Here is a 12,818-nt window from a genome sequence, read left to right on the forward strand (position 1 = left end):
TTTTCGGACAGGCTTCCGTCGATTCCTGTAGGGGGAGGTTGCCACTGCGGCAATATGTCACTTTGTAGACTGTCCTCCCGATTCGCGATTATCTAGACACACTAAAGTCGTAGAGGGTGCCGGCGTATCGGTAAATGCCTGCAAGGTGCCCGGGCGCAATGCTGCGGCTTTCATGCCAGTTTCAAGATACTCCGTACGGGAGCGTGAAAGATGTCAAGCCAGTATTTTAGGCGCTTATCGGTAATTATCACCCTGTTGTCTGCCCTGGCCCTGCTGCCGGGCCAGGCCCTTGCAGAACCGCCCAGTGCGCTGGAGAAGGAGCGCATTGACAGCGTTCTGCCCGGTGTCAGCTTCATTTCCGAACAGGAAGGCGAGTTCGGGGTACGTACCCTGAAACAGGGCGACGAGGTTGTCGGCTACGCCTTCGAGACCATCAATGTCGCCCCGATTCCTGCCTACTCGGGCAAACCGATGAACATGCAGGTGGTCCTCGACCCTGCGGGCAACATCCTCGACAACTACGTGTTGTATCACGACGAACCGATCCTGCTGATCGGCATTCCCGAACAGAAACTGCATGACTTTGCCGCCAAGTACCAGGGCATCCACGTCACCCAGCGCGTGGTGATTGGACGTACCAAGGACGAAAGCGCGGTGACCATTGATGCCGTATCCGGTGCCACCGTCACCGTGATGGTGGTCAACGAGGCGGTGATGACCTCTGCGCACAAGGTGGCGGTCAGCCTGGGCCTGGTCGAGCCGCATGCCGACGTCAAGCCCAAACCCTCCAGCATCAGGATGGACCTGTTCGAGCAAAAGGACTGGAGTACGCTGACCGGTGACGGCTCAGTACGCCGCCTGCTGCTCAACTATGGCCAGGTGGATGACGCCTTTGTCGGCACCGAAGCCGAAGGCGTTGACGCCGCCCCGGCGGACAAGCGTGACAACACCTTCATCGACCTCTATTTTGCCGACCTGACCACGCCGACCATTGGCCGCAACATTCTGGGCGACAGCCAGTACGAGCGGGTGATGAAAGAGCTGCAGCCGGGCGACTACATGTTCGGCGTGATGGCCAACGGCGACTTCTCGTTCAAGGGCTCCGGCTATGTGCGCGGCGGCATCTTCGACCGTATCCAGCTGCGCCAGTTTGGCGAGGTGATCAGCTTCCGCGACCTGGACTTCTACCGCCTGAGTGACGTGTATGCCGCCGGCATGCCCGATTTTCACGAGATGGGCATCTTCATCGCTCGCGCCAAGTATGCGGTCGATCCGGGCAGCAATCTCGGTTTCGAGCTGCTGGTACGCCGCCAGACCGGCCCGATCGACAGCATCTTCACCAGCTTCGAGCTGGGCTACCAGTGGCCCGAGGAATACATCGAGCGCCCGGTGCTGACCAGGGCCGAGCTGGCCGCGATCGAAGAGGCCAACCGCCCGCTGTGGCTGCAGGTCTGGTACCAGAAGAGCTTCCAGGTCGGCGTGCTGCTGGCAGCGCTGGTCGTACTGGTGGCGATCCTGTTCATGCAGGACGTGCTGGCCCGCCGGCCAAAACTGCTACACCGCATCCGTATCGGTTACCTCAGCTTCACGGTGCTGTTCATCGGCTGGTATGCGCTGGGCCAGATCTCGGTGGTCAACGTGTTCGCCTTCACCCATGCCTTCATGGGCGACTTCAAGTGGGATACCTTCCTGATCGACCCGATCATGTTCATCATGTGGAGCTTTGTCGCCATCAGCATCCTGCTGTGGGGCCGTGGCGTGTTCTGCGGCTGGCTGTGCCCGTTCGGAGCGTTGCAGGAGCTGATCAACGAGGCGGCACGCGCACTGAAGATCAAGCAGTACGAACTGCCGTGGGCGGTGCACGAGCGGCTGTGGGCGGTGAAGTACATCATTTTGCTGGCGCTGTTCGCGATCTCGCTGGACAGCATCGGCACTGCCGAGAAGTTCGCCGAGGTCGAGCCGTTCAAGACCGCGATCACGCTGCACTTCATGCGTGAGTGGAGCTTCGTGCTGTATGCCGTGATCCTGCTGGTGATCAACATCTTCACGCGCAAGGTTTACTGCCGCTACATCTGCCCGCTGGGCGCCGCACTGGCGATCCCGACCCAGCTGCGCCTGTTCGACTGGCTCAAGCGCCGCAAGGAGTGCGGTACCCCGTGCCAGCTGTGTGCGGTGGAGTGCGAGGTGCAGGCGATCCATCCGGACGGCCATATCAATGCCAACGAGTGTCACCACTGCCTCGACTGCCAGGTGACCTACTACAACGACGACCGTTGCCCGCCGCTGGTGGCGAAAAAGAAACGCCGCGAGCGGGTCAAGGAAGCCCCTGCTGCCAAACAGGCAGTAAACATTATCCCGGCTGTACAGCTGGAATCTTCGCCCTGACTCGCCGAGGCGGGGCTCAAACCAGGAGATGTCTGTCATGACTGATAAAAAAATAACCCAGGAAGTTGAAAAGAACGGCATGAGCCGCCGCAGCTTCCTCGGTGCAACTGCTGCCACCGGAGCCACGCTGGCGGCTGCCACCGCAGTGGGAACTTCCATGTCCAGCCGTGAGGCGGTGGCCAGCCCGGCCAAGGATGCCATGGCCAAAGCCCATGTCGGCCCTGCCGAGCTGGACGAATACTATGGCATCTGGAGTGGTGGTCAGTCAGGCGAAGTGCGCATCGTCGGTATCCCGTCCATGCGCGAGCTGATGCGGGTACCAGTGTTCAACCGCTGCTCGGCCACCGGCTGGGGCATGACCAACGAGAGCAAGGAAATTCTCGGCGAGACTGCCGAATGGGAAAACGGTGACACCCACCACCCGCAATCTTCCTGCACCGATGGTCACTACGATGGCCGCTGGTCGTTCATCAACGACAAGGCCAACACCCGTGTTGCCCGTATCCGCCTGGATGTGATGAAGTGTGACAAGGTCACCCTGATTCCGAACACCCAGTCGATTCACGGCCTGCACTGTCAGCGTGTGCCCAGCACCACCCGTGTCTACGCCAACGGCGAATTCATCATTCCGCATCCCAACGACGGCAAGCTGATCGAGAAGGTGGACGAGGCGGAACACTTCACCATGTACACCGCGCTGGATGCGGAAACCATGGACGTGGTGTGGCAGTGCATTGTTGACGGCAACCTCGACAACACTGCCACCGACTACACCGGCCGCTTTGCCGGCGCCACCTGCTACAACTCCGAAATGGCCTTCGACCTGGCCGGCCAGATGCGCAACGAGCGTGACTGGGTGGTGGTTTTCGACCTGCACAAGATCGAAGAAGACGTCAAGGCTGGCAAGTTCATCACCCTGCCCGGCTCCAAGGTGCCCGTAGTCGACGGCCGCAAGAAGGACGGCAAGAACAGCCCCTACACCCGCTACGTGCCAGTGCCCAAAAACCCGCACGGCATTCACGCCTCTCCGGACGGCAAGTACTGGGTGGCCAACGGCAAGCTGTCACCAACCGTATCCGTGATCGAGCTGGCCAGGCTGCCAGACCTGTTCGCTGACAAGCTGAGCGACGAGCGTGATGTCATCGTCGCCGAGCCCGAGCTGGGCCTTGGTCCGCTGCACACCACCTTCGACGGTCGTGGCAACGCCTACTCCTCGCTGTTCATCGACAGCCAGGTGGTGAAGTGGAACGTCGATGCCGCCATTCGCCACTACAAGGGCGAGAAGGTCAACTACATCCTGCAGAAGTCCGACGTGCACTATCAGCCGGGCCACCTGCAGGCGTCCCTGGGCGAGACCCGTGATGCCGACGGCAAGTGGCTGGTGGTTCTGAGCAAGTTCTCCAAGGACCGCTTCCTGCCAACCGGCCCGCTGCGTGCCGAGAACGACCAGCTGTTCGACATCTCCGGTGATGAAATGGTGCTGGTGCATGACGGCCCCGCCTTTGCCGAGCCGCACGACATCAACATCATCCGTCGTGATCAGATCCAGACCAAACGGGTCTGGGACCGCAACGACCCCTTCTTCGCCGGTGCGGTGGCCCGCGCCAAGCAGGATGGTGTCAACCTGGAGACCGACAACAAGGTCATCCGTGACGGCAACAAGGTACGTGTCTACATGATCTCGGTGGCTCCGTCCTTCGGTTTAAGCGAGTTCGAAGTGAACGAGGGCGACGAAGTGACCGTAACCGTCACCAACCTCGACCATATCGAAGACCTGTCGCACGGTTTCTGCCTGGTCAACCATGGCATCAACATGGAGATCAGCCCGCAGCAAACCTCCTCTGTCACCTTCACTGCCAGCAAACCTGGCGTGCACTACTACTTCTGCACCTGGTTCTGCCATGCCCTGCACATGGAAATGGCCGGCCGCATGAAGGTACGTGCCAAGAACGGCTAAACGGCAACCCTTGCCCGGCTGGTTCGCCAGCCGGGCATTCCGGCTTCAATGCCTCTGCATTCGGGGAAGCGTATGCGATCAGTCAATACGTGGCTTGCCTGTGTGGCTGTGGCCTGTTTTGCCCAGGGTTCCTGGGCCGACAAACTACAAAACAAAGCGGGTTTTGATGTGCCCGAGGTGATGCGCGGAATCGAGCTGTTTCCGATCCAGGCGCCACCCGGTGCGGACCAGAGCCTGATATCCGTTACCACGCTGCCGCTGCAGCGTATTTCCGATACCCACTGGAAGCTGCCCAAAGGCGAATACAAGGGCAACCATGTGGTCGACGTGCCCATCCATCTTGAATGTGAGGAAGGGGCAGTGTTTGATGCCCAGGGCCAGAAGAACGCCATCAACATCCGGGCCCCCGGCGTCATCTTTGATGGCTGCCGCATGATCAACTGGGGCACCAACCTGACCGAAATGGATTCCGGCATTTTCATCGAACGGACTGCGAAGGATTCACAGATCATCAACAACCGCCTGCATGGGCCGGGCTTCGGTATCTGGATGGATGCCGTGCGCAATGTGCGGGTGGAACACAACCATGTACAGGGTTATGAGCAGCTGCGTTCGGCCGACCGCGGCAACGGCATTCACGTGTTTGCCACCAAGAATTGCCTGATCAACGCCAACAAGGTCTGGCATGTGCGTGACGGCATCTACATCGAGGCGGCCGACGACAACGACCTGACCAACAACGACCTGCACGACCTGCGCTACGGCATCCACTACATGTTCTCCCACCGCAGCACGGTCACCGGCAACCGTACCACGCGCACCCGTACCGGCTACGCGCTGATGCAGAGCCGCCAGCTGATGGTCGAGGGCAACTATTCCGACCACGATGACAACTACGGCATCCTGCTCAACTACCTGACCTATTCCACCGTGCGCAACAATCATGTCACGGCGGTACAGTCCGGTGTGGGTGACGCCGATGGCCATATCAGCGGAGCCGAAGGCAAGGGCCTGTTCATCTTCAACTCGCTGTTCAATGTCATCACCGACAACACCTTCGGCAACAGCGCCATGGGCGTACATCTGACCGCCGGCTCGGAAGACAACCACATCTACCACAACGCCTTCTACAACAACGAGCAGCAGGTCAAGTACGTGGCCCTGCGCAACCAGGAGTGGTCGCACGAAGGCCAGGGCAACTTCTGGAGCGACTACCTGGGCTGGGACCGCAATGCCGACGGCATTGGCGATGTGCCCTATGAACCCAACGACAACGTCGACCGCCTGCTGTGGACCTATCCGCAGGTGCGCCTGCTGATGCACAGCCCCGGCATCGAGCTGTTGCGCTGGGTGCAGCGTGCCTTTCCGGTGGTCAAGTACCCGGGCGTACAGGACAGCCATCCATTGATGCGGCCGACACAGATGCCGCCGAAGCAAGGAATAGATTCATGAGTGTTGTTGTCGAGCTGGAACAGGTCCAGCAGTTTTACGGCAAGCTGCAAGTGCTGCATGACATGAGCTGGCAACTGCAGGCCGGCGAGATCATGGGCCTGTTCGGCCATAACGGTGCCGGCAAGACCACCACGGTGCGCCTGATCCTGGGCCTGATCCGCCAGAGTGGCGGCAAGGTCCGTGTGCTGGGCGGCGATGCCAGCGACGCGCAGGTACGCCAGCAGATCGGTTTTTTGCCGGAAAACGTCATGTTCTACCCGCAGCTGACCGGTTACGAGACTCTCAGCCACTTCGCCCGCCTGAAAGGCGCCGATCACAGTCAGGTGCTTGGTCTGCTGGAGCAGGTCGGCCTGACCGCCGCTGCCGGCGAACGGGTGAAGACCTACTCCAAGGGCATGCGCCAGCGTCTCGGCCTGGCCCAGGCATTGCTGGCCCGGCCAAAACTGCTGCTGCTGGACGAGCCCACCGTGGGGCTGGACCCCATCGCCACCATCGAGCTGTACCGGCTGATCGGCCAGCTGCGCGACGAAGGTTCCAGCATCATCATCTGTTCCCACGTGCTGCCGGGAGTCGAACCCTATATCGACAAGGCGGTAATTCTGGCCCGTGGCCATCTGGAAGCGGTCGGCAACCTGCAGCAGCTGCGCGAGCAGGCCGGCTTGCCGGTGCGCATCCGCATCAACGGGCCGGGTGCAGGCTTTGAGCATCCGCAGCTGCTGGAGCACCAGCCGCTGGCCGGCGACTGGCACGAATTCAGCGTGCCGGCTGCGGCCAAACTGCCGGTGCTGCAGGAGCTGCTCAAGTTGCCGCTGGAAGACATCGAGATCCGTCCGCCGTCGCTGGAGGACATCTACCGTTTCTACATGGAAAAGGCCAGTGCCGTGGGTGTGGCAGGAGTTCAGCAGTAATGAAACAGATCTACCATATTGCACGCAAGGAATTCAGCGACGGCATGCGCAACCGCTGGATCCTGGCCATCAGCATCCTGTTTGCCGTGCTGGCGGTGGGCATCACCTGGTTTGGTGCCGCAGCCTCCGGGCAGGTCGGTTTCACCTCGATTCCGGCCACCATTGCCAGTCTGGCCAGCCTGGCGACTTTCCTGATGCCGCTGATCGCCCTGATGCTGGCTTACGATGCGGTGGTCGGTGAAGAGGAAGGCGGCACCCTGATGCTGCTGCTGACCTATCCGCTGAGCCGCGGCCAGTTGCTGACCGGCAAGTTCGTCGGGCATGGCTGCATTCTTGGCCTGGCCACACTGATCGGCTTTGGCAGCGCGGCGGTGGCCATCGCCCTGTGGGTGCCGGATGTTTCCATTGGCACCCTGGTGTTCTCGTTTGGCCGCTTCATCCTGTCCTCGATCCTGCTGGGGCTGGTGTTCCTGGCTTTTGCCTATGTGCTCAGCAGCCATGCCAACGAGAAGAGCACCGCCGCAGGTCTGGCGCTGGGTGTCTGGTTCCTGTTCGTGCTGGTGTTTGACCTGGCGCTGCTGACCATTCTGGTGGTGACCGAAGGGCGCATCAGCCCCGAGCTGCTGCCCTGGCTGCTGCTGTTCAACCCGACCGACATCTACCGGCTGATCAACCTGGGCGGCTTCGAAGCCGGTGGCCAGGGCATGGGCGTGATGGCGCTGGCCAGCGACCTGCCGGTCGGAGCTGCCGTGCTCTGGGCATGTCTGGCCGGCTGGGTCGTCGCCATTTTACTGCTGGCGCACTGGCGCTTTGCCAAACGACTGGGGTAATGACCATGAAAAAACTGTTTACCTTGATGTTCTCTGCCGTACTGGCGCTGGCCCTGACTGGCTGCCAGGAGCAGGAGAGGGCTGATATCAATCTGGATCCGGTTGCCATCCACTCCGGTGACGAGTGCCATGTGTGCGGCATGATCATCATGGAATGGCCGGGGCCCAAGGCCGAATCGATCAACAAACACAACGGTGAAACCCTCAAGTTCTGTTCCACCACCGACCTGTTTGCCTGGTGGCTGCAGCCGGAAAACAAGACCCTGCAGGCACAGATCTACGTCCACGACATGTCCGTTGCGCACTGGGACCAGCCGCAAGACGAGCATCTGGTGGATGCACGCAAGGCCTGGTATGTCACCGGCACCGACCTGATTGGTGCCATGGGCCCGACGCTGGTGTCCTTTGCCGACCAGAGCGCCGCGCAGAAACTGGTCGACGAGAAGGGCGGCCGTGTACTGACCTTTGACCAGGTGGATATTGCCGTGCTGCAGGAAATCGGCCAGGCCGGTCACGAGTACGCCGCCAGCCACGGTCGCGAACTGCGCCGTGCCATGGGTGTGGATGACGAGGAAGAGCAGGACGAAGAAAGGGACTAACTCACATCTGGTGTCAGCTTTGTGATACCGGCCTGCATGCGTTCGTGCCGAGAGGCTGGCATGATGCAGTTCTTCAGGTCTACGTCTCAGGGTGTCACTCATGAACTGGTTCAGGCAACTTACCGGCTTTGCCGAGCAATCTCCCGATCAGGTCCGTAGCCAGTTGCAGCTGCAGGGCCGGCGGCTGACTTCATTGGCCAATGGCAACAGCTGGGACTGTGGCGGGTTTTCCGCGCCCATGCTGCAGAAGCTGCGCGACAAATACGACCAGCAGCTGGAGCAGCTTGGCCAGCAAAATCCCCCGCTACGATTGCGTGTACGCGAACAGGTGGCCGATGTGCTGCAGCTGCACGCTGATGCGACCAATGCCGGTGCGCTGTTCCAGGTGGCATCACAGTTCAACCTGCTGGAAATGGTTTCGCCGCAGGTGACGCCGGAGCAGGGTGTCGGCATCTATGGCGCGGACCAGACCCAGGGACCGGCCTGTGCCATTGCCTGTGGTGCCGGGACCATCTGGCGCAATTATTTCATGCCCCTGTCCGGGCAGACCGGTCAGACGGCCACATTGCAGTTTGATGCATTGGCCGAGCTGGGCCGTGCTCTGGGCAATGACAAGGGCCAGCTCTGGCAAATGAGCAATGGCTATGTGCAGGCCAGCCAGCAGGGGCTGGAGCAGATTGCACAGCTGCTGCAACAGGCCGATGAAAGCACCCGTGACGCGCTGGCCGGTCTGGTCCGCATCGGCATCCAGTCGGATGCGCAGGTTACCCTGCCGGATTGCCGGCACCATGTCACCCAGGCGTATTGCAGCGCCCTGCCGGTAGCCTATTCACCGCATCAGGCCGAATCATGGCGCGAGTTTGCCTGCCTGATACTGGATGCCGCCTATGAGGCGACTTTATATGTGGCCATGCAGAATCTGCTGGAAAACGGGCAGAACAGGGTCTTCCTGACCCTGCTGGGTGGTGGTGCCTTCGGCAATGACCGTGAATGGATCATGGCTGGCCTGCGCCGGGCCCTGCTCAAGTTCGCCGCGCTGGAACTGGATGTGGTGATTGTCAGCCATAGCCGCTCCAGCCCGGCTGTGCGTGCGTTGGTGGATGAGTTTTCTAGCGGCCAGCCATGACCTCAACCCTGTCCTTGCGGATGATGTCCTGAAAGCTGCTGTCGATACTGGCCCAATCAAGGATATCTACTTTCCATGGCAGATCTGATTCGCTAAAAGCGGAAGTCAGAGCAGCCAGGGTATCCAGGCTCAACGGCGTCTCCGTAATGACTGCCAGATCCAGATCCGAATGCTTCTTGGCAGTGTGTTTGGCGCGTGAGCCGAACGCCCAGACAGGGTATTCCGGCACATGGGCTTGCAGGATGGAGCGTACGATATGCCACTGACTGGTCGTGATGTCGATATCTGGCAGATCAGGCATTGCGCGCTTCCAGCTGTTGCAACAAGGCGCGGGCATCTTTGATAAACACTAGTGTGCCTTCATAAACCTGCCTGGCTTTCTCGTGCTTGTAGGTGTGCGAGGTGATATTGCGCATCAGGCGATAGCGGAACCAGGCCTCAACATCATCGATAAGTCCCTTTTCTGCCGCGGTACGCAGGATGTCGCGAAAGCTTGATTGGTCCACTTCTTCGGGTGAAATGGCTTCCAGCTCGAGCTGGCGTTTGATCATTTTGGTGCTGATTTCATATACGAATTCGAAGTTCTGGATGACTCCGGCAATCAGCGTGTTTTGCACCCGGGGCTGCTGTTGCTCAAACCATGTGGAGTCAGCCACGGTAGCCAGCGCATCTGTCAGTGATGAAACGGCGTTTTGCAAGGGCTGGAGCTGCAGCTTTTCCTGTCTCATGGCGTGCTTGCCTCATTGGTTTAAGCATGAAGTGATTGCTCAACAGCGTAGAGTGCCAAGCGTTCCTACAATAACAGAAAGAGTTCTGTGACTCAGCCGCCCAGCATCGCCCGCATATCGGCCAGGGCGCTGCCGGCGCGGGCTTTTTTCACTTCCGGCGGGGCTTCTTCCAGGCCTTCCCAGATCAGGTCATCGGCCGGCAGCTCGTCGAGAAAACGGCTCGGCGTGCAGTCGATCACCTCGCCATACTGTTTGCGCTTGCTGGCCAGGGTCAGGGTCAGGTTCTCGCGGGCGCGGGTGATGCCGACATAGGCCAGCCGGCGCTCTTCCTCGACCGTATCCGCCTCTATGCTGGAGCGGTGCGGCAGGATTTCCTCTTCCATGCCCATGATGTACACCACCGGAAATTCCAGCCCTTTGGAGGCATGGAGGGTCATCATTTGCACGCCTTCGGCGCCCTCGGCTTCCTCTTCCTGGCGCTCCAGCATGTCACGCAGCACCAGCTTGGCGATGGCATCCTCGATGGTCAGCTCGCCTTCGTCGTCACGCTCCAGGGTGTTTTTCAGGGCTTCCAGCAGGAACTGCACGTTGGCCATGCGGTACTCGGCGGCCTTTTCGCTGGAGCTGTTCTGGCGGATCCAGTTTTCGTAGTCGATATCCAGCAGCATCTCGTTGAGCGCGGCGATGGGGTCGTCGCTGAAACAGCGCTGGCGCAGCCTGTCCATGTAGTGCTTGAAGCGGGCCAGACGCTCGGTGTAACGCTCGGCCAGCTGTTCGCGCAGGCCAAGTTCGGCGCTGGCTTCGTACAGTGAGACCTTGCGCGCAGTAGCATAGGCGCTGAGCTTTTCCAGTGTGGCAGAGCCGATCTCGCGGCGCGGCACGTTGATCACGCGCAGATAGGCGTTGTCGTCATCCGGGTTGATCAGCAGGCGGAAGTAGGACATCAGGTCCTTCACTTCCTGGCGGCTGAAGAAACTGGTACCGCCGGTCAGCCGGTAGGGAATCTTGTGCACCTGCAGTTTCAGCTCCATCAGCTTGGCCTGATAGTTGCCGCGATAGAGGATGGCGAAGTGGTTGTAGGGCCGACCGGTGCGCAGGTGATTGGTGAGAATCTCGACAGCGATGCGCTCGGCCTCGGCGTCCTCGTTGCGGCAGCGCAGCACACGAATGGGGTCGCCAAAGCCCATGTCGCTCCACAGCTGCTTCTGGAATACATGGGGGTTGTTGGCGATCAGCGTGTTGGCGCACTTGAGGATGCGGCCGGTGGAGCGGTAGTTCTGCTCCAGCATGATCACTTTCAGCGAGGGGAAGTCATCTTTGAGCTGCATCAGGTTTTCCGGTCGCGCGCCGCGCCAGGCGTAGATCGACTGGTCATCGTCGCCGACCACGGTGAACTGTGCACGCTCCTTTACCAGCAGCTTCACCAGCAGGTACTGGCTGGCGTTGGTGTCCTGGTATTCGTCCACCAGCATGTAGCGCACGCGGTTGCGCCACTTGTCCAGCACCTCGGGATGGTTCTGGAACAGCTTGACCGGCTGCAGGATCAGGTCGTCAAAATCCACCGCGTTATAGGCTTTCAGCGTGCGCTGGTAGTGGATGTAGACTACGGCAGCGGTCTGCTCCTTCGGGTTGCGTGCCTGCTCCAGCGCCTGTTCCGGCAGAATCAGGTCGTTCTTCCACTGGCCGATCAGGTTCTTGATTTCGTCCACGCCGTCGTCACCTGCGTATTCCTTCTGCATGATCTCGGTGAGCAGGTTCTTGACGTCACTGTCGTCAAAGATTGAGAAGCCGCTCTTGTAACCCAACAGCGCATGTTCACGGCGGATGATATTCAGGCCCAGGTTATGGAAGGTGGATACCGTCAGGCCATGGCCTTCGCGGCCACGTAGCAGCGAGCCGACCCGTTCCTTCATCTCCCGTGCCGCCTTGTTGGTGAAAGTCACCGCCACAATGTGACGGGCGGAGATGCCGCACTGCTGCACCAGATAGGCGATCTTGCGGGTGATCACGCTGGTCTTGCCGGAACCGGCGCCGGCCAGCACCAGCACCGGGCCGCTGATGGCGTGGACAGCTTCTTGCTGGCGGGGGTTGAGACGGCTCATTTTTCTGGCTTCCGGTAGGGGATGTAGCGGGGGATGGATTCTAGCATTGTGCCGGGGGTTTGGGGTTTGGACGTGATTTTTGCACTGCGGGGTAGGGCTGTGGTGTTGTCGGGTTACAGGCTGCCGCTGGTTCGGTCCTGCGGACCAAACCGCTGAAGGCCTGAACCCGACAACACCACAGCCAAAGGTCCCTTGTGCGGGGGGGGAAGGACTGGGGCCGCCTGTGGCGGCCTGCTGTCGCGTGTTGGATGCTGGTTGTGTGCGCTTGTTTGGAACGGGTTGTTGCTGCTTGGAAGCTGTGGCCACATGTTTTGGTTAGCAGTTAGCAGTTAGCAGTTAGCAGTTAGCAGTTAGCAGTTAGCAGTTAGCAGTTAGCAGTTAGCAGTTAGCAGTCGCTGTCTCCTTGCACTTTTCCGCCATTCTGCGCGCAGCGAAGCGGAGTCGCAGAATCCATTTTGCCAGATCAAACATTGGCCCTTGCGACTTCGTGCAGGGTGCCGATGATGGGCGGTTACTGGTGTGGCTGACCTTACATCGTCATCAAATAGCACCACGGAAGCACATTTCTGTGCGAGCCGCTTTGTAGGTTCGAATTTATTCGAACAATGGCTGACGCAGCCGGACATTTGGTAGATCTTTGTGCGAATGAATTCGCACCTACAGGTTGCCCGATCAAGTCGGGCAATGTCGAAGAGCAGATATGGCATCAACCCGTAATCATGCCTCGCCCC

General features: G+C 60.0%; 10 protein-coding genes. 7 read left to right on the forward strand and 3 right to left on the reverse strand.

All coding sequences use genetic code 11. The features are described 5' to 3' along the window. Positions 1-210 precede the first annotated feature (210 nt). The 7 genes from nosR (at position 211) to AR306_RS02705 (ending at position 9,257) form a co-directional block, all read left to right on the forward strand. Complete coding sequence (nosR, locus tag AR306_RS02675; protein ID WP_101496001.1) at positions 211-2,385, forward strand: transcriptional regulator NosR; 2,175 nt, start codon at positions 211-213, stop codon at positions 2,383-2,385. Between the two features lie 37 nt (positions 2,386-2,422). Beyond that, positions 2,423-4,342: a TAT-dependent nitrous-oxide reductase gene (gene nosZ, locus AR306_RS02680; RefSeq protein ID WP_101496002.1), complete on the forward strand. Its 1,920-nt coding sequence runs from the start codon at positions 2,423-2,425 to the stop codon at positions 4,340-4,342. Between the two features lie 180 nt (positions 4,343-4,522). Further along, a complete protein-coding gene (locus AR306_RS02685; protein ID WP_101496110.1) occupies positions 4,523-5,794 on the forward strand; it encodes a nitrous oxide reductase family maturation protein NosD in 1,272 nt (423 codons plus the stop codon). Further along, positions 5,791-6,702, forward strand: a complete 912-nt coding sequence (locus AR306_RS02690) for an ABC transporter ATP-binding protein (RefSeq protein ID WP_101496003.1) — start codon at positions 5,791-5,793, stop codon at positions 6,700-6,702. The genes AR306_RS02685 and AR306_RS02690 overlap by 4 nt, the downstream gene beginning before the upstream one ends. After that, a complete protein-coding gene (locus AR306_RS02695; RefSeq protein WP_101496004.1) occupies positions 6,702-7,532 on the forward strand; it encodes an ABC transporter permease in 831 nt (276 codons plus the stop codon). The genes AR306_RS02690 and AR306_RS02695 overlap by 1 nt, the downstream gene beginning before the upstream one ends. Before the next feature lie 5 nt (positions 7,533-7,537). After that, positions 7,538-8,131 carry a nitrous oxide reductase accessory protein NosL gene (locus AR306_RS02700; RefSeq protein ID WP_240622458.1) on the forward strand — a complete coding sequence of 198 codons (594 nt, stop codon included), beginning with the start codon at positions 7,538-7,540 and terminating at the stop codon, positions 8,129-8,131. A 100-nt stretch (positions 8,132-8,231) separates the two neighbouring features. After that, on the forward strand, positions 8,232-9,257 hold the full coding sequence (locus tag AR306_RS02705) for a hypothetical protein (protein ID WP_101496006.1): 1,026 nt from the start codon (positions 8,232-8,234) through the stop codon (positions 9,255-9,257). Here AR306_RS02705 and AR306_RS02710 read toward each other — a convergent pair. The 3 genes from AR306_RS02710 to rep all read right to left on the reverse strand — a co-directional run bounded on the left by AR306_RS02710 (position 9,241) and on the right by rep (position 12,087). Continuing rightward, positions 9,241-9,558 (reverse strand): nucleotidyltransferase family protein, encoded by a 318-nt coding sequence (locus AR306_RS02710; RefSeq protein WP_101496007.1) that lies wholly within the window; start codon positions 9,556-9,558, stop codon positions 9,241-9,243. The genes AR306_RS02705 and AR306_RS02710 overlap by 17 nt on opposite strands. Further along, positions 9,551-9,985, reverse strand: a complete 435-nt coding sequence (locus AR306_RS02715; RefSeq protein WP_101496008.1) for a nucleotidyltransferase substrate binding protein — start codon at positions 9,983-9,985, stop codon at positions 9,551-9,553. The genes AR306_RS02710 and AR306_RS02715 overlap by 8 nt, the downstream gene beginning before the upstream one ends. Positions 9,986-10,077: 92 nt before the next feature. Further along, the gene (rep, locus tag AR306_RS02720; protein ID WP_101496009.1) at positions 10,078-12,087 is read right to left on the reverse strand and encodes a DNA helicase Rep; all 2,010 of its coding nucleotides are present in this window, start codon (positions 12,085-12,087) and stop codon (positions 10,078-10,080) included. Positions 12,088-12,818: the final 731 nt, after the last annotated feature.

This window comes from Thiopseudomonas denitrificans, from assembly GCF_002866065.1.
In the GTDB taxonomy this organism is placed as follows: Bacteria; Pseudomonadota; Gammaproteobacteria; order Pseudomonadales; family Pseudomonadaceae; genus Thiopseudomonas; species Thiopseudomonas denitrificans.

Bases quoted from the DNA above. Each gene is read 5' to 3' on its own strand.
- nosR (WP_101496001.1), top strand. From the start codon at position 211: ATGTCAAGCCAGTATTTTAGGCGCTTATCGGTAATTATCACCCTGTTG.
- nosZ (WP_101496002.1), top strand. From the start codon at position 2,423: ATGACTGATAAAAAAATAACCCAGGAAGTTGAAAAGAACGGCATGAGC.
- AR306_RS02685 (WP_101496110.1), top strand. From the start codon at position 4,523: ATGCGCGGAATCGAGCTGTTTCCGATCCAGGCGCCACCCGGTGCGGAC.
- AR306_RS02690 (WP_101496003.1), top strand. From the start codon at position 5,791: ATGAGTGTTGTTGTCGAGCTGGAACAGGTCCAGCAGTTTTACGGCAAG.
- AR306_RS02695 (WP_101496004.1), top strand. From the start codon at position 6,702: ATGAAACAGATCTACCATATTGCACGCAAGGAATTCAGCGACGGCATG.
- AR306_RS02700 (WP_240622458.1), top strand. From the start codon at position 7,538: ATGAAAAAACTGTTTACCTTGATGTTCTCTGCCGTACTGGCGCTGGCC.
- AR306_RS02705 (WP_101496006.1), top strand. From the start codon at position 8,232: ATGAACTGGTTCAGGCAACTTACCGGCTTTGCCGAGCAATCTCCCGAT.
- AR306_RS02710 (WP_101496007.1), bottom strand. From the start codon at position 9,558: ATGCCTGATCTGCCAGATATCGACATCACGACCAGTCAGTGGCATATC.
- AR306_RS02715 (WP_101496008.1), bottom strand. From the start codon at position 9,985: ATGAGACAGGAAAAGCTGCAGCTCCAGCCCTTGCAAAACGCCGTTTCA.
- rep (WP_101496009.1), bottom strand. From the start codon at position 12,087: ATGAGCCGTCTCAACCCCCGCCAGCAAGAAGCTGTCCACGCCATCAGC.